Source organism: Leptospira kmetyi serovar Malaysia str. Bejo-Iso9 (assembly GCF_000243735.2).
GTDB classification, from domain to species: Bacteria; Spirochaetota; Leptospiria; order Leptospirales; family Leptospiraceae; genus Leptospira; species Leptospira kmetyi.
This window is the reverse complement of the sequence record NZ_AHMP02000003.1, coordinates 3105642-3121905: the sequence shown is the minus strand read 5'-3', so window position 1 is coordinate 3121905 and position 16264 is coordinate 3105642. Positions and strand designations below refer to the sequence as shown.

The following is a 16264-nucleotide window of genomic DNA, read 5'->3' as shown; positions in this document are numbered from 1 at the left end:
ACTAAAGAGGAATTGGAAATGTATAAAAACCTCGCGGATATGTTAATACAATCCACCGAGAAATTTGGAGATCGACCTGTATTCTGGAGCAAGGGAGAAGATAAAGAGTTCCACCCTACTTCTTATAAACAGCTATACGACATGGGAATCGCCCTTGCCGAAGCTCTCATCGACATGGGATTGAAAGCAAGAGAACACGTCGGAGTGTTGGCTGACAACAGACTCGAGTGGATGATTACGGACTACGCAGTTCAGTTTTCCGGTGCGGCTAACGTGCCTCGGGGAACGGACGTGACCGAGTCCGAATTAGAATACATCCTTCATCACTCGGAAGCAAAGATCGTTTTCATCGAAAACGATAAGATGCTGGAAAAGTACAATAAGGTTAAATCAAAACTTCCGAAAGTCGAAACGATCATCGTTATGGACAAGGCTTCCACCGCAAAGGGAAAGAACATCCATAAGATTTACGATCTGATCGAGGAAGGAAAAGCCCTTAGAGCAAAGGGAGGTAAAAAAGCGGAAAAAAGAATCGAGGACATCAAGCCCGAAGATCTTTTCACTCTGATTTACACTTCCGGAACTACGGGAATGCCGAAGGGCGTTATGCTCATGCATTCCAACATGATTCACCAGATGATTCATGTCGTTCCTATGCTTTTAACGGACATCAAACCTACAGATAGTATGCTTTCCATATTACCGATTTGGCATATATTCGAACGAGTAAACGAATACGGCGCCATCTCGAGCGGAATTCAAACGTATTATACCAAAGTGTCCGATCTCAAAAACGATTTGGCGAAAGCGAAACCTTCGTTTATGGCTTCCGCGCCTCGCGTTTGGGAAAGTGTTTACACAGGAATTTACAATAAAGTAAACGATCCGAAACAAACCCCTCCGCTTCGCAGAGGATTGTTTAAACTCGCTTACTTCTTCTCGAAACATTACAACGCTTCTCGAAGATTTTTGAACGGTTTGGAAGTGGATTACGAGAATCGAAACATTCTCAAGTCGCTTGCAATCGGAACAAAGTCTCTGATCGTTCTTCTGTTAACCGGTCCTTTTACGGTGAGTGCGATGGCGATTCTCGCTTATTTGGCTCTTCCCGCTTACGGAGTTCATTTACCGAACGCGCTATTCTTTACGATCGCGGGTTTGGGATTGATCTTCAACGCAAAGACGTTAGACGCGATCGTTCTTTCCAAGATCCGCGCGGCAACGGGCGGAAGATTAAAAGGATCCATGTCGGGCGGAGGCGCGCTTCAATCGCACGTGGATAACTTCTTCAACGATATCGGAATGCTCGTTTTGGAAGGATACGGAATGACCGAAACCAGCCCCGTGATCTCGGTAAGACCTTTCGTAAAACCGATCATCGGTTCCGTAGGATTTTTAGTTCCTAAATCCGAACTGATGATCAAAGACGATAACGGTCACGTACTGACTCACATCAACGATAAGTACGAAGTTCTCGCGGGTAAACTGGGACAAAAAGGCGTTGTCTTCGTAAAAGGTCCTCAAGTGATGAAAGGGTATTACAAAAATCCGGAAGTTACGAAAAAGACCATCGTGGACGGTTGGATGAACACAGGAGATATCGGGTTCATCAACTTTAAGAAAACCCTCACCTTAACCGGAAGAGCGAAAGACACCGTTGTATTGTTAGGCGGAGAAAACGTGGAACCGGTTCCGATCGAGAACAAAATGGACGAATCCCCGTACATCAAACAATCCATGGTTATCGGTCAGGATCAAAAAGTCCTCGGCGCGATCATCGTTCCCGATGTGGATCAGTTGGCGGCTTGGTGTAAGGAGAACGGAATCGATCCTTCTAAAGTGGAAGAATTGATTAAGAATCCGAAAGTCATCGACTTCTATAAAAAAGAAGTTCGTAGCTACAACAGCACGAAGACCGGATTCAAATCCTTCGAGCAGGTTCAACACGTGATTCTTACGAAAAAACCTTTCGAAGTAGGCGACGAGTTGACCAACCTTCTAAAGATGAAACGTCACGTGATCACCGAAAAATACAGCAAGGAAATTAAGAAAGTCTACGATAAGGACTGAGCTTAAGATTCTTTTCGTATTTAAAAGAAAAGGCTCGGGTTTTTACTCGGGCCTTTTTTATGCACGCACAACCGACACTACTTAAAAAGAATCTAATATTCTCACTCCGGGAACAAGTTCCTCGCCTTGCGTCATAATCGAAGGATCGTGTAAGGTGAGAATTTTGGTTCCTTTCCCGTTTAAAACCCGAACGTAATCGATAAAATCGCGATTTCGTTTTAACGAGAACGCCGCTTCTTTGGGAAGACCGATTCCGTTATTACATTCTTCGATAAAGTAACATTCGTCGCCCGTAATTAAGAATTGTTTCCGATCGGAAGCGACCCATTCCAAAGCCTGAGATCCCGGCGTATGTCCGCCCGTGAATAATATTTGCAAACCGGGCGAAAGAGAAAACGTTCCGTCAAAAGAATGAAGCCGATCGGTTTTACCCAATTTGTTCAAATACGAGGATTGATTCGGAAAGTAGATTTGTTTTTTTAAAAGATCGTAATCGTGATTTTGAATATGAATGTTCGCCGAAGGAAAAAGAAAAATTCCTCCCGCATGATCGAAGTGAAAATGCGTAAGGACGATATCGGTGATTTCCTTCGGGTCCATTCCGCATTTTTTTAAAAGTTTATCCGGACTTTCAAAACTCACAAAGCCGAATTTCTTTTTGTAAGAATCGTTGAAAAAACCCGAATCGATCAGGATATTCTTTCCAGGAATCCGGATTAAATAAAAAAGATAAACGATCTCGCGACTTCCCTTATCTTCTTCCACGTTCAAGAAACGATCGGGATATAAACTTTTCCCGTATTCGAAAACATAAAGCCCGAGATTCGATTTACAATTTTTGGAAACGGTCGAATTCGAACGCCCCTCTCTTTCGGTTCGACTTTCGGAAACACAACCGAAGACCAAACAAAAACAAAGGAAGAATCTCCATCCCGCGAATTTCATTTTAACGCTTCTACGGGCTCGCTTTTGATCATCGAAAATCCTTTTTGAATCGGGGTTCTAAACTGCATTAGAATTCCCTTATGAAGGTGACCGGACAACAACATCCAATCCTGAAGATTCTCCAGAGATTGAACGTTGTAATGCAAAGGATAATCGACCGGAATTTTTTCGCCGTCCGGCGATCCGTATTCTTCCTTGGTTCCGTTTTGCATCGTTCTGAGTACGATTCCTTTTTCGTCCGTGGGCAAACTGAGAAGGTTGTCTCTGAATCCCGGCGTATAAGAAAAATAATCTTCGATGTTGGAAAGATATACGACTCGAATGGGAACGTTCAATCTCGCGGCTCTTTCACCCACGGATCTCATACTTTTTTCGGCGTTGATATCGCCTTTGAGAATTTGAATTCTCCCTTGAAGAACCATATTGCGGACATACTCGTATTCTTCTTTGGAATGAATGAACGTCTTAAGACCGAATCTCTGAGAAGTACGATCGAGTTCGTTCCATCGTTGCGGAATATCTGACTTACCGCGATGTGCGACTTCCCAAGCCTCGCGGATCAAAGGCCATTCGGGATCTTTTTCCCATTCTTTTTTGATCAGTTCAAAAGAGGATTGTTTGTTTTTTCTGGACCAAAGTTCTCGATAAGAATCCGGATCGGGTGCGAGTTTAAAAAACAAAAGATGAATCCGGTTGATTATACAGATCGTATAATCGAAATCCATCAACCAAGCGTATTTACTTTTTGCCCAAGCGATAAACGTAAAGTTTTGATCGGTGCCGGCGCCTAAATAACCGCCTTCCAGATTTTCGATATAAGGTTTGAAAAGATCGATTCTAAGTTCGTTCGAAGCGGGATAATGTCTTCCGCCCAAATCCTTCGAATCAAACTCATCCACGACCAAAGGAGCGAGAAAAAGTTTTTTATCCTCTTCGATCGGAGGTACGATCCACGGATCTTTAGGAGGAGGAGTTTTACAAGATAAGGTAAGAATGATACATCCCGTTAACAAGAACGGGATCTTTTTAGAATGAAACATAAACCTGGTTACTTCGAGTTGAGTTTATACCAGTTCAACCATTCGTTCCTAGAGTAAAAGTTCTTTCCTGTGATCGATGCGAGAGAAGCCATTAAAAGTTTGGAACTTTCGGCCCGGTTGCCTTCCAAAATCCGAATCAAAAGAGGAACGCTCGCCTTATCTTTTCTTTTACCGAGTTCCGATATCGCAACTTGTTGTAAGGAAACGTTTTCTTTTTGGGCGAAATTCTCCAGAACCTTACGAGATTCTTCGCCGGGAATCGAAGCGATTGCAGGAACGACGACCGAAGCCGAGTTCGGATTGTTTTCGGCGATTTCCACAAGCGTAGAAAGCGCTTTCGGAGATCGTAGAAGTCCGAGCGATTCCACGGCCAAGGAAGAAAGTTTCGGATCTCTGGATTTGGACGCGGCGATCAAATCGTCCAAGGCTTCGGACGCTTGGAGAATTCCGAGCGACCAAGCGGCCCCGTATCTTCCTTCTCCGTCGGACTCCTTTAGAACGTTCAATAAAATCGGAATACTCTTTTTATCGCCGAGATAACCCAAGGATCGAGCTATATTTTCCCGGTTCGGTATATTAGAATTTTCTAAACTTTTTTCGATGGGAACGCGCGCCGGATTGAAATGAATTCTTCCCAAAACCAAAGCCGCGGGCGCGACCGAGTCCGGATCTTTTTCCTCTAAAATTTTCAAAACCTTAGGTCCAGTTTCGGAGGAAGGAATTTCGGAAAGGACGTTTACCGCACGATAACGGATTTCTGGGTTTTTGTTTTTTAAAACGGGAATCACGGAAGAAATCGCGGACGCACTTTTGATCTCGATGAGAGCGATCATACAATTCTCGCTTCCCTTATCGAAATCTCCCGCAAGTCCTTGGACCAAAACGGGAACCGCGTTTTTGCTGGAAATCCTTCCCAAGGCAAGATAAGAAGCGGCTAACGTAGGAGGAGGTTCGGTCGTTTTTGCAAGTTCGATCAGAAACGATTCGGCAGAACGTACTTTCAATTTTCCTAATGCCATTGCGTACGTCTTTGCAAGTTCGGGATCTTTGTTTTGACGCGCCAAGTTTAGGATCGATTCTCCGGAAGAATATGCTCCGATCCGAACCAGAGTATCCACGGCGATCAATCTCAAAGTCGAATCCTGAGATTGTAAAAAGGGAAGAATGACCTTCGCGGCATTGGGATCTTCCATTCGTGCGAGCGCTTCCAACACGATGTCGGCCGTGACCCCGGACTTGACGTCGAATAATTTTTCGATTTCGGACGTTGAGGTTTTATCTTTCCAAGTTCCGAGCGCGATCGCCGCAGTTCCTTTCACCGCAGGATTCGTATCGTTTTTGAGAAGGTCTCGGATTCGGTTCAGGGAAGGTTTATGATCTCTATTAGAAAGTTCTAAAATTGCCTGCGCTCTGATTTGCGGATTTTGAGAATTCAATTCTTCTTGGAGTTGTTCCAAAGGAATTTCTTTTTTTTCATCGGCGACAGGCAACATATCCGGGCGCGGCGGTCCGCCGCAGTTTCCCAAAATCGACAAAACGAAAATCAAAAATAAAAACGATCTCATAATATCTCCTGAATGTAATTTCGATCCCGGTTTGAATCGGAGAATCAAGATCACGGAATCTGACTTTGTACCTGTCTCAAATCGGTAAGTTCCTTTTTCCAAACGAGAAGATCTTGATTGGCGGTTCCGATTTGCTCCGGATTGAGTTTTCCCTGTTGAATCGTATATTCAATTAATTGAATTCTCGATTCCAACTCGTCGATCTTATAACCGATATAAGCGCGTTGTTCCTTCGGATTTACGCTGGATTCCGTGGGAGCCTTCGGTTCGTTTCCGGGTTCGGCGTATTTTCCCAAAGAACGGGAAATCGCGTTTCTCGATTCCATACTCGTAACCGCGTCCAATCTTTCCCTCGCTTCCTTTTCCTCGCTTTCGGAAAGCGCGGGTCGGAATTCCGCCGGGATGTAAAGATTCTTCGGATATCTTGCGACGAAGTCGGTCCATTCCTTTCGAATCTGTTCTTTTTCTTCGGGAGTTTTTCTCGGTTTAAACGCTTCGGGCCAGAGTTTTTTGGCCTGATCCTCGAGTTCCGGATCCTCGTTGAAAGGATGAGGCGCGTCCGGGAAATACGGATCCATTTCGGAATAATATTTAGTTTTTAATACGACGTCGCTTTCTTCCCCGATCGAAAGCGTTTGTTTCTTAAGATCGTCCGGCCAGAAAACCAGAAATAATATTAGTAAAAGTGCAAGTAGAACGGTCGCAAAGACGAGTTTCTTTTTGAATTCCATAAAAGCCTATGTTCTAAAATAAAAAAACGCCGCCCCGTATAAAGGCGACGTTTTTATTCCACTTTCTTCTTCCTTTAATGAAGAAGAATTCTCTTAAACAAAAATTCCGATTACCCAAGAAATGAACTGTCCGAAAATGTTTTCGGTCAGGAATTTCTTCAAGTCCACCGGATTTCTATTCAAGCTGTCGTAGTACCATGCGGTGTATTCGCTGACTTGAGCGATGTTCAGGCCATAACGTGCGTTAATGACTTTGATCAACTCGTTAGCGAAAACCGAATGTCCGAACATATTCGGGTGTACTCCGTCCAGACCGAAAACTCCTGGTTGGTTAGGCAAAGGCCAGTTTGCACGGGCATAACCTGGGCTCCAACCGGAAGGGCTTTTTACGATACGTCCGTTCTCCTTGATATCATCAAAGACAACTTTCAAATCCGCGACAGCAAATCCCATCGCCGCACCTTGAGCCTTAACTTCGTTGTTCAACATAGCTAAGAAGTTGGTGATGGTTGCGACTTCACTCGCATCTAAAACTTGATTCGGGTCGGATACGGAATTACGGAAGAATGCTTTTAATCCTGTGTAATTCGCTCTTCCTTGAGGATCTTTATAAGGTTCCAAGAATGCGATCGCGGTTACGTTTGGAATCGTAAACAGGACCCCACCTTTTAAGCTTCCAATCGCCGCCAATCGTCTCATTACTTCACGAATGTCTCTCTTATAACGAGCCTCGTCCAAACAAGCTGTAGTGGTGGAAAGCGCGGTACAAAGAACATGGTTCGCCGCTACGGTTCCGAAAAGAAAGCTCGGTCTGACTTTTTCCATAATCTCGATCTGAGTTCCGGAATCCCGGAGACCGAATTTATGAAACTTATCAGGTTCTTTACAATCCTGAACTTGTACCCAACGATAAGTATACCAATACCATGTCGCCCAATACCATTCTTTATCCCACTTAGTTGCGGTAACATCTTCGCATTTTCCGGAAGTTCTTAAAACGGAAGTGTATTCGGCGCCCGTGATTCCCGCGTGAGTCGGAAGGCTTACGGTGGAACCGTTTCCTCCGATGATGGAACCAGCGATGCAGAAAACCCCACAATCCCCTTTCAGAACGTCTTCCAAGTTGATATAAGGTCCGGTAAGAACGTTATACGATACGGAAGATCCGGCTTGTTTGCTGACCAGAACGGGATAAGCCCAATCCTGAGTTTTTTTCTCGACCGTTGCCCCAAAGAAACCGTGACTCAAAGAATCACCGATAACTCCAGGCTTCGCGAAAAGCTGGGCCTGAGATTGAGCGGATAAAGTTCCGGCTCCAAATCCGAGCACAAACAGAAGAGTCGCAATCCAATTAGCTTTTTTCATCTTTCACTATTCTCCATTTTCATATAGGCCTGGAGAACGACTCGTCCATAAATGGACCCCATCTCTCGTTCTTCTGTTGGCCCGGGTTTTTTACCCAATGTAATCCTAAGTATGTAGCGAACAGTCAGTCAACAGGAATTGTGATATATCTCCTAACGCGGAAAATTTTTTTGCAGTTTGCCGTAACGTTCGATATAAAACCACTATGACAGAAGTTTGTCGAAAAAATATTTTTGAATGTTTGATATAAAAGTTTTTAGGAAATTCGAATGGAAGGAAGAACGATTTCCGCTTAGACTGTTCTTCTTACCCGCTTTGTTCTTTAAAAATAAGAATTTTGCAAAATATAACGTGAAAAACTATCTCCTAAGTAAGCGTATTTAATTTGGAAAAGTAAGCTCGTCATTTTTTCTTGAAAGAATGAAACATTCTTTCTATCGATTGTTCATCACCCACATCCTATTTTTAATTCCATTTGCGACCTTGTTTTCCGTTCAGATCGAAACCATCGGAGGAAAAACTTTTAAGAAAGTAAAAATCATCAAAGAGAGCGGAACGGAGATTCAATTCGAAAACGAAGACGGAATCATATTAAGAATTCGTAAAGAAAAGGTTAAGAAAGTTTCGCCCGATCCGATCGAAGAGGCGCCGGAAATTTCTTCGGATGAAAGTCTTCCCTCTCCCAAGGTTCCCGAGGAAAAAGCTCCTTTACCCGAACATTCTTTTCAATTCACTCAGTTTCTTTCCAATGACGGAGCGTTCCAAGGCTCCAGTCTTTTCGGAGAACGACAGGCGCGCAGAAATAATGCGAAGTATAAGGATTATTACGAGGCTTATTATCTTACGACTTCCGTAAATTTAATAGGACTTCCTCCTCAAATCAGAATCGGTTTTACGATGATGAATCCCCTTGTGGATCGTACGAACACGGACGCGGACGGCCTTTTTCAAAATACTCCGGGCGGCGCGGATCAATCGGGGTTGATCAATCAATTCCTGCAAACCAACGAGCTCAGATTCGATCCCAATCAAACGAAACTTCGTAAGGAAAAAAACGGTTTAAACGATTATCTATTTACAAGCGCTGCTTACGAACATCTGACTCGAATGGGCGCTTTTTCGGTCGGATTCTTATTTATCAACGTGGACGATCCTACGTTTTTGATGAGAGGTTATTTTCAGATCGCTTGGAAACCTCCTTTCCTTGAATATCTAAATCCGCAGATCACCATCAACAATAAGATGTTGTCCGAAAGTAACGGAATTTTTCAAGGAACGCATAACGTGCGTCTTTCGATGAGTCACGAGTTTTTCAAGGGACAACTCATTCAATTAACTCCGAGTTTGGTTACGGGTTATCAGGACGTAAACGATAACGTGGATCGCAAAAAAGGAATCAGCGACGTTAGTCCGAGAATTCAACTCAATTATACCGATTTTTTTATCGCGGTCAATTGGATGTATCGCGCAACTCCCGCCTTGGTAGACAATCAATTTTCGACGCCGAGCTCGGGAGTTTATCAAGATTCCAATGAAACCGACGGCAAAACGACCGATCCATCCAAAGTAAACGGATATATGAATCACGCAGTAATCAACGCGATCACGAATTATTCTCCGAACGAATACGTTTCAAGAGAATTGATTCAGCACTATCAAAGTCAACATATCGTAAGAGGAATTTATTTTTTTAACGTAGGATATTCGATTCGAATCTAAAGATTTCGATCCGTACGACTTTCGTTTGTTTCGGGTCGAATCCCGGTTTATGAACCCGTCGGATTTTTTGTTTCAAATTCCGAATTTATACAATTTTTGATTTCGAGGAAATGTTAGGCTTTCCTCATGAATTCAATCACACAACCATCTGCAAGAATCGAAGTATATGATTTTCCTCATAGAGGACTTAGAAACGCGCTTTCCATCTGGATATTGGAAACCGGAAAAACCGAATTTCAAAATTCGGAAGAATGGAATCGACTCAAAACCCTCAGCGCTGAAGTTCTAAGACTTTTAGAAATTCACGCGCGCGACGAAGAAAGCGTAAGTTTAAAATATTTGGGTAAAATCGATCCTTCCTATTCCGCAAAGGATATTCAAACCCACGCGCTTTTGGAAAAGGAGATTCGGGAAATTCGAAAACATCTGGATCGAGTGGAGCTTTCCGACATCGCAACCAGAAACGAAATCAAAAAAGAACTTTATAAAAATCTAATTCGTTTTCAAACGCGTTATCTCGTTCATATGGAAGAGGAAGAAACGGAAACTCAATCCAACCTTTGGAAAGAATTCAGCGACGCGGAACTGGAAAATCATCGCAAAGAAATCATGACTTCCTTGGCCACCGAAGATCTGCGGCTTTGGGTTCGTTACGTGGCCCCTACCTTGCCATCGGAAGAAAGAAAACGATTCGTGTCCATGACCCAAAAAATTCTCTTCCAAAACGCGGGAAAGAATTGATCTTTCTTCTCTCAAGGGATACGTTCAAACGACTTCCCGCTATGGACTTGAATACGATCCGACACGACTGGATTACTCAAAAGGAAGAATCCAGTTATTCCGTAATCCCGGACGAGTATTGTGTGCTCGGAATTCAAGTCCAAGGTCGGATTCATCTGGAAAAGGAAAATTCTTTTCAGAAGTTGAATGTCGCCGGGATCACCGGAATGATGACCGGTTCGAAAACTTTTAAAGCGACAAAGAATACGGTTTCTTTTTTAATCCGAATTCCTCCTTGGATTCTCGCGAAACAAGTGGACATTCCGTTAAACGAAATCGTAAACGAAAGCCTTTCTCTCGATTCTATTTTTCCCGAGAATGCGGTGCGCCGATTGCAAGAAGATTGCATCCGGGAGCACGAAGAAGGTTTGGAATCCGGCTGGGCCTGGAAAAAATTTCAATCGGAATGGAAATCGAAAAAATCGGAACCGAAATACATCGCCGAATCGATCGAAAGAATCCGTTTACAATCGGGAGAAACTTCCATCTCTTCCCTCGCGGCAAGTCTCGGAATCAGCCAAAGTAAATTAGAAAAAGATTATAAAGAATTCCTCGGACTTTCTCCGAAAGACTACGCCTGTTTGATTCGATTTCGAAACGCCCTTCTTTTAAAAAACGAATCCTCGAACTTGACCGACTTGGCGTATCGTTCCGGTTATTACGACCAAGCTCATTTTATTCGGGAATTTAAAAAAAGAACCGGACAAAGTCCGAAGCGATGGTTTCAAGCAAAAGACCGATCGGATCGATTTTGGAATCAAATATATTCTTAAATCTTAATATTCTTTAAAACTAATCCTTTAGAAATGAAAAAGCCGGAGCAAGTCCGGCTTTCGAAAAGAAATCGAGCTGAGAATTCTAATCTCAGTCCTTGTCCTTTTTCTTCTTCTTTTTTGATTTCTTCTCGGACTTATCGTCATCATCGTCTTTGTCTTTTTTCTTCTTAGACTTTTTCTTTTCGTCTTTATCGTCGTCCTTATCTTTCTTCTTGGACTTCTTCTCTTTTTTTACGTCGTCACCGTCGTCTTCTTTATCTTTTTTCTTCTTCTTGGATTTTTTAGAATCGTCGTCTTTATCCGAGTCGTCTTCGTCCTTATCCTTTTTTTTGCGTTTGGACTTTTTATCGTCGTCATCGCCGTCGTCTTTGTCTTTTTTCTTTTTGGATTTCTTTTCCTTTGTCGCGGAAGAATCGTCGTCATCCTCGTCCTTATCTTTCTTTTTAACGGGTTTACGATCTCCGTCGCTATCGCCTTTGCCCGGTTTCGCCCTGCAATACGCGTCTACGGAAACTCCGTCTTGTCTCGTATAACCGCTTACCCAAGTACAATCATCGTTGGATTTACAAGAAGACGCGGAAAGTCCCTGACAAGCGCTATCCGCGGAAACGGAAGCCGGTCCAAAAAAGCCGAACACAGCGGCAATCACGAGCGCCCATAAAAGGCGGAAAATTCGATTCGAACGCATAATATCTCCTACACGACCCTTATTTAATTTTGGTCAAAAGAGATAATTCCGGCTCCGCGAGGTTTATCAATAAATTTTCGTACGGAAAATTCTTAATTTTGAGTTTGTCAATTTCTTTCGGCTTTTACGATCACTTCGAAATGTTTCGTGCGCGGAAAAAAATCAACAAGGGTAATATTGGAAATTTTATAACCGGCGTCCAGAACCGCTGAAAGATCCCGCGCAAGAGTGGTATGATTGCAACTGGAATATAAAAATCCGTCCGGTTTGCGGTCGCAAAGAATTTGGGAAACCTTCTTCGATAATCCGGCGCGCGGCGGATTCATGATCCAAAAGGAAGAATCAAGAGCCTCCGCCGAATCGATCGAGTCCGTTTCCAAGTTTAAGGTTTTGAAATCGAAAGACGAAATTCCGTTTTGTGAAACGTTCTTCCTTGCCTGTTTAACGGAATCGGATGAAAGTTCGTAACCGATCCAATTCTTTGTTTTGGATTGAAGAGCGATCGAAATCAATCCGGATCCACAATACAATTCTAATATTCGATTTTGATGATTCGGAACCAAGTCGAATATCTTTTCGAGCCAAGGCGCGATCAGGAATCGATTGATCTGCGAGAATCCGCCCGCGGGAATTTGCCAGACGATTTCCTTCGGGTCGGGAATCGAAACGGTTTCTCGAAATTCCACGGATTCTTTTTTATACGGAACGACCCGATTCTTTTCCAATCGGAACGAAAGAGTTTTCGATTTTGAAATCGGAGCCGATCCGTTTTTTTCCTTTTTCAAAAACTCGAAGAACGCCGAATTCATTTCGTCGGGAAGATTCTTACATCCCTCTTCCGGAAAGTTTACGATCGAATGCGAGAATTCTTCGTAAAAACCCGCGATTCGTTTGGACCCGACAAACCCCAATTGAATCTGAGCGGTGTTTCTATATCCGTTCGGTTTTCCGGAAAGAATTTCGATTTCAGGAATTTGAATATGATTTTTTGAAAGAGATCGTTCGAGAGTTTCTTGAAGAAGAAACTTTTTGATTTCCAATTCCTTTTTGTACGTTACGTGACGATAGGAACAGCCGCCGCATCTTGGAAACGCGCCGCAATCGGAAGAAATTCTTTCCTGCGAAACGGCTTCGATTTCGGAAGCGACTCCCCAAAATAAGGAACCCGATTGTTTGAGCGGAACGGTCTGAACCGATTCGCCGGGAATCGCATTTTTAAGAAAGAATGTTCCTTCTTCCGAGTTCGCGATCGAATAACCGAGGTTCACCCAAGAACGGGGTTTGAGCCGAATCTTCTCCGTAAATTTTTTGCGAGTTGGTTTTACGGAATGATTTTTATGTCCCTCAGAATCGGCTTTCATCTCTTTCCATCACTGCTTCCAGGAAATACCGAGAACCGGAAGCGCAAAGAACAATTCACCTTGACACAGGGGGGTTTTCTCACGGTAAAGTAATTCCGTCAGGAGAAGTGGCTGAGTGGTCTAAAGCAGCGGTCTTGAAAACCGTCGTGGTAATCCCACCGTGGGTTCGAATCCTACCTTCTCCGCTGACAACCTTTGGAGACGTGCCTGAGTGGCCGAAAGGAGCAGTTTGCTAAACTGTCGTACGGGTAACTGTACCCAGGGTTCGAATCCCTGCGTCTCCGGATTTTGCTTTCATTTTACTCTATCATCGGAATTCTCATCCTATGTCCTCTGAGCGGTTCAAAACCCAGGAATTTATTCAGGAAACGTTGAGAATTCTCAAAAGCGAAGAACTTCCCGGTTTGATCGCCGCTATTTCCTACGTTCCTTTTTTCGGTTGGTTGTTCGTTTGGGTTTTCCGCAAAGCTCAAAAGTTCGCGGCCTTTCATATTGTTCAATCCTTGAAACTCAACGTCGGATTTATTGCGATCTATTCCGTTGTTTGGTTTCTCAGAGAATTTCCCGTTATCAGCTGGATCTTATCTTTAATTCGAGTCAATCCGATCGTTACCGATTTTATCAGCTATGTTTCTTGGATCGCATTCTTAGGTTATAGCGCGCTCGGCGCTTGGAATGCGTATCAGGAAAAAGAATTCACACTGCCTTTTTTCCCGGAGATGGAAAATGAAATTCAAAGAATATTTAAAAAAATACGAACCGGTTCTCCGTAACCTTCCCGAAACCACGAATCGTTTTCTTAGATCGGAAAGATTCTTAGTCTATCTCGTTTCCTTACCTCTTTTCGGAACTTGGTTGATCGGTTTTACTTTCTATTGGGAAAATCAGACGGTTCGAAAATATTCCGGACTTTCGTTTATTAACTTTCTCTACTTCTTAGGATTTCTTTTGGGAAGCGTTCTCGTTTCTTGGATTCCGCTTGCGGGACCTTGGCTCGGTCATATCGTTCATCTCGCGGGAATTTTGATTTATCTAGGAATCTCCGGTTTACTGCTATACAATTACACTAGTGCAAAAAAGATTGCTCTCAGGATTCCGGAAGAGCATCTTTCTCGTTTGGAATCTTATATCCATTAACCCGCGCCCATAGCTCAGCTGGATAGAGCGTCTGACTACGGATCAGAAGGTCGGAGGTTCGACTCCTTCTGGGCGCACCACTTTCTTCTTACTTTCCAATTTATCTTTTACCTTTCAAAGCAAGCGTAACGTATTTCGTTTCAATGGAGAATGGAAACGTTCGAGCTTCTTTGAGTTCTTCAAGTTTCTCAGTGAGGACGTAGTTCCGACCCTTTTCCAAAAAGATTTTCGCTTCAGTTTGAATTATGTCGCTTACTAGCGCGACCGCTTCGATCCGAAAATCCTCGATTTTTTTTCCAAAAATTCTTTAGAAAGCCGATGTACGATTTGACACTAAGACTGAGTCTCATTTCCATTGTATTGGAACGCTGATAGAGAAGAGTTGGATTCAAATGGATAAATGCCACTGCGCACAAGTAGCCTTCGAAACGATCGTAGAAACCGCTAAATCCGAAGGTGTCGGTTATCAGGAAATAATGGAAAGAGTAAACGCAGGAAATACTTGCACGGCTTGTAAGTCGTATCTTATTGAGTACTGTGAATCCAGACTCGAACTCCAGACCGCATAAACAATTACTCACAGATTCTCTTTTTTCCGAGGTATTGGAAAAAGCCAATGCCTCGCCCCGCAAAAGGGCCAATCACAACTTTCACGAACTCACAGAAGTATACCAAAGATTTTTAAACGTTCTTACCAAAGACACGTACATCCAAGCGCACAGGCACAAATCTCCTCCAAAACCGGAAACCTTTCTCGTTCTGAAAGGAAGTTTAGGTTTTATTCTTTTTCACGAAGACGGAACCGTGCAGGAAACGCATCGACTCAGCTCCGAAGGCCCAGTATACGGGATCGACATCGCACCCGGAGTATACCATACTCTTATATGTCTTTCCGAAAATGCGATTTGTTTCGAAGGAAAATCGGGACCTTACGAACCGACAACGGACAAGGATTTCGCTTCTTGGGCTCCCGCCGAAGCGGATTCGAACCGAAACGAATACTTGGAAACGCTCCGAAAACTTTTTTAAACCGGATCGGTTTTTTATTCCGAAGTCGTTTTTTTTACTTTCCTATCCAAAATTGAAGGTTTCTATTTTGGAAATCCCGATCGTCGGATTAAAAAGATTCCGAAAAACGTTATGAGTTATCCTGTCAAATACGGTCATTACAACCTGATACCTGATTCTCTTCCGTCAGAAAGCGAATTCTCGTTAAAACTTAGACCGATGGATCTTCGCGTACAATGGAAACGTTGTTCTCTTACGGCGGATTACGTTTCCAACTATTGTTCGTTTCAGGAAAAGTCGGATCCGGATTCCGCGAACACGATCTCTATCGTGTTAAACGAACTGATAGAAAACGCCGCAAAATTTTCCAAGGACAGAAAGGGAGAAATTCTTTTAGATCTGAAATACTATTCCGAAATTCTAAAGATCGAAATTAAGAATTCAACGGACGAAGTTTCCAAGAATAAATTGGAGAATTCGATCGCGGCTCTCGTTAACCGCAACTCCGACGAAATCTATATTCAAAAATTAAAAGACGACGGAGGAGAACCGAATTCCGGAATCGGTTTACTTCTTCTTTCCAAAGATTTTCCGGTTCGCTTGGGATTTTTGATCAACGAAATTTCTTACGGAACCTACGAAGTGATCGTAAGAGCGTATCTGGATTTGAACGAAGTAGAAAGAACCAAACTCAAAGCCTTAAAGGCGAAACCTATTCGAGACTTGTCTTAATTTCCGCCCTGAGCTTTTTCAGATTTTCCAAAAACTTGATCTGCCAATAACGATCCTTGTTCCCTTTGATCTCCACGTTGTTGATGTTCTTTTTATCGTAAGCGGCTACGAATCTGGAAAGACTCGCGATGCCCGCGCTGTTTAAAAAATCCAAATTCTTTATATCAATGACTGCTTTGCCTCTTCCGGAATCGTCGAGCATGTTTTCTATCAGAGAGATGATCGGGTCGTATTCTTCCACGTTCAAAAGACGCAGAGTTCCGGAGATTCTAATTTTTCCTCGATTCTTTTCCGTTTCGACGGAATAATCTTCTTTTGAGATTTCCATTCTTTCCATTACACCGAAG

Annotated in this window: 16 protein-coding genes and 3 tRNA genes; 11 read left to right on the top strand and 8 right to left on the bottom strand. The window is 43.2% G+C overall.

Going from position 1 to position 16264, the window contains the following annotated elements:
• Positions 1-18 precede the first annotated feature (18 nt).
• The gene (locus LEP1GSC052_RS17030) at positions 19-2070 is read left to right on the top strand and encodes an AMP-dependent synthetase/ligase (protein ID WP_010573054.1); all 2052 of its coding nucleotides are present in this window, start codon (positions 19-21) and stop codon (positions 2068-2070) included.
• An 81-nt stretch (positions 2071-2151) separates the two neighbouring features.
• Here LEP1GSC052_RS17030 and LEP1GSC052_RS17025 read toward each other — a convergent pair whose 3' ends face one another.
• The 5 genes from LEP1GSC052_RS17025 to LEP1GSC052_RS17005 all read right to left on the bottom strand — a co-directional run bounded on the left by LEP1GSC052_RS17025 (position 2152) and on the right by LEP1GSC052_RS17005 (position 7716).
• Positions 2152-3015, bottom strand: coding sequence for an N-acyl homoserine lactonase family protein (locus tag LEP1GSC052_RS17025; protein ID WP_010573055.1), 864 nt, complete (start codon positions 3013-3015; stop codon positions 2152-2154).
• A complete protein-coding gene (locus tag LEP1GSC052_RS17020; protein WP_010573056.1) occupies positions 3012-4055 on the bottom strand; it encodes an LIC_10091 family lipoprotein in 1044 nt (347 codons plus the stop codon). The genes LEP1GSC052_RS17025 and LEP1GSC052_RS17020 overlap by 4 nt, the downstream gene beginning before the upstream one ends.
• Positions 4056-4063: 8 nt before the next feature.
• A complete protein-coding gene (locus LEP1GSC052_RS17015) occupies positions 4064-5548 on the bottom strand; it encodes a HEAT repeat domain-containing protein (RefSeq protein ID WP_040913669.1) in 1485 nt (494 codons plus the stop codon).
• Positions 5549-5670: 122 nt separating this feature from the next.
• The gene (locus tag LEP1GSC052_RS17010; protein ID WP_010573058.1) at positions 5671-6351 is read right to left on the bottom strand and encodes a hypothetical protein; all 681 of its coding nucleotides are present in this window, start codon (positions 6349-6351) and stop codon (positions 5671-5673) included.
• A gap of 93 nt (positions 6352-6444) precedes the next feature.
• Complete coding sequence (locus LEP1GSC052_RS17005; protein WP_010573059.1) at positions 6445-7716, bottom strand: hypothetical protein; 1272 nt, start codon at positions 7714-7716, stop codon at positions 6445-6447.
• Between the two features lie 420 nt (positions 7717-8136).
• Between LEP1GSC052_RS17005 and LEP1GSC052_RS17000 the strand changes: the two genes are divergently transcribed.
• The 3 genes from LEP1GSC052_RS17000 (at position 8137) to LEP1GSC052_RS16990 (ending at position 10988) form a co-directional block, all read left to right on the top strand.
• A complete protein-coding gene (locus LEP1GSC052_RS17000; RefSeq protein ID WP_010573060.1) occupies positions 8137-9435 on the top strand; it encodes a hypothetical protein in 1299 nt (432 codons plus the stop codon).
• Positions 9436-9561: 126 nt separating this feature from the next.
• Complete coding sequence (locus LEP1GSC052_RS16995) at positions 9562-10176, top strand: hemerythrin domain-containing protein (RefSeq protein WP_010573061.1); 615 nt, start codon at positions 9562-9564, stop codon at positions 10174-10176.
• Positions 10173-10988 carry a helix-turn-helix domain-containing protein gene (locus LEP1GSC052_RS16990; RefSeq protein WP_020986336.1) on the top strand — a complete coding sequence of 272 codons (816 nt, stop codon included), beginning with the start codon at positions 10173-10175 and terminating at the stop codon, positions 10986-10988. Before LEP1GSC052_RS16995 ends, LEP1GSC052_RS16990 begins: the two co-directional genes overlap by 4 nt.
• A gap of 91 nt (positions 10989-11079) precedes the next feature.
• Here the strand turns inward: LEP1GSC052_RS16990 and LEP1GSC052_RS16985 are convergent, their stop codons facing one another.
• Both LEP1GSC052_RS16985 and LEP1GSC052_RS16980 read right to left on the bottom strand, forming a co-directional pair.
• Entirely contained in the window at positions 11080-11679 is a 600-nt protein-coding gene (locus tag LEP1GSC052_RS16985) for a hypothetical protein (protein WP_020985742.1), read from the bottom strand.
• Between the two features lie 107 nt (positions 11680-11786).
• Complete coding sequence (locus LEP1GSC052_RS16980) at positions 11787-13040, bottom strand: class I SAM-dependent RNA methyltransferase (RefSeq protein WP_010573064.1); 1254 nt, start codon at positions 13038-13040, stop codon at positions 11787-11789.
• 101 nt (positions 13041-13141) lie between these two features.
• Between LEP1GSC052_RS16980 and LEP1GSC052_RS16975 the strand changes: the two genes are divergently transcribed.
• The 7 genes from LEP1GSC052_RS16975 (at position 13142) to LEP1GSC052_RS16945 (ending at position 15917) form a co-directional block, all read left to right on the top strand.
• Positions 13142-13225, top strand: a tRNA-Ser gene (locus LEP1GSC052_RS16975).
• A gap of 12 nt (positions 13226-13237) precedes the next feature.
• Positions 13238-13324: transfer RNA gene (locus LEP1GSC052_RS16970), tRNA-Ser, on the top strand.
• A gap of 42 nt (positions 13325-13366) precedes the next feature.
• Positions 13367-13813, top strand: coding sequence for a hypothetical protein (locus tag LEP1GSC052_RS16965; protein ID WP_010573065.1), 447 nt, complete (start codon positions 13367-13369; stop codon positions 13811-13813).
• Positions 13767-14177 (top strand): hypothetical protein, encoded by a 411-nt coding sequence (locus LEP1GSC052_RS16960; protein WP_010573066.1) that lies wholly within the window; start codon positions 13767-13769, stop codon positions 14175-14177. The genes LEP1GSC052_RS16965 and LEP1GSC052_RS16960 overlap by 47 nt, the downstream gene beginning before the upstream one ends.
• A gap of 3 nt (positions 14178-14180) precedes the next feature.
• A tRNA-Arg gene (locus LEP1GSC052_RS16955) sits at positions 14181-14257 on the top strand.
• A gap of 448 nt (positions 14258-14705) precedes the next feature.
• On the top strand, positions 14706-15206 hold the full coding sequence (locus LEP1GSC052_RS16950) for a WbuC family cupin fold metalloprotein (protein ID WP_208855702.1): 501 nt from the start codon (positions 14706-14708) through the stop codon (positions 15204-15206).
• 111 nt (positions 15207-15317) lie between these two features.
• Positions 15318-15917 (top strand): slr1658 superfamily regulator, encoded by a 600-nt coding sequence (locus LEP1GSC052_RS16945; RefSeq protein WP_010573069.1) that lies wholly within the window; start codon positions 15318-15320, stop codon positions 15915-15917.
• Here LEP1GSC052_RS16945 and LEP1GSC052_RS16940 read toward each other — a convergent pair.
• Positions 15898-16245 carry a slr1659 superfamily regulator gene (locus tag LEP1GSC052_RS16940; RefSeq protein ID WP_040913663.1) on the bottom strand — a complete coding sequence of 116 codons (348 nt, stop codon included), beginning with the start codon at positions 16243-16245 and terminating at the stop codon, positions 15898-15900. The genes LEP1GSC052_RS16945 and LEP1GSC052_RS16940 overlap by 20 nt on opposite strands.
• Positions 16246-16264: the final 19 nt, after the last annotated feature.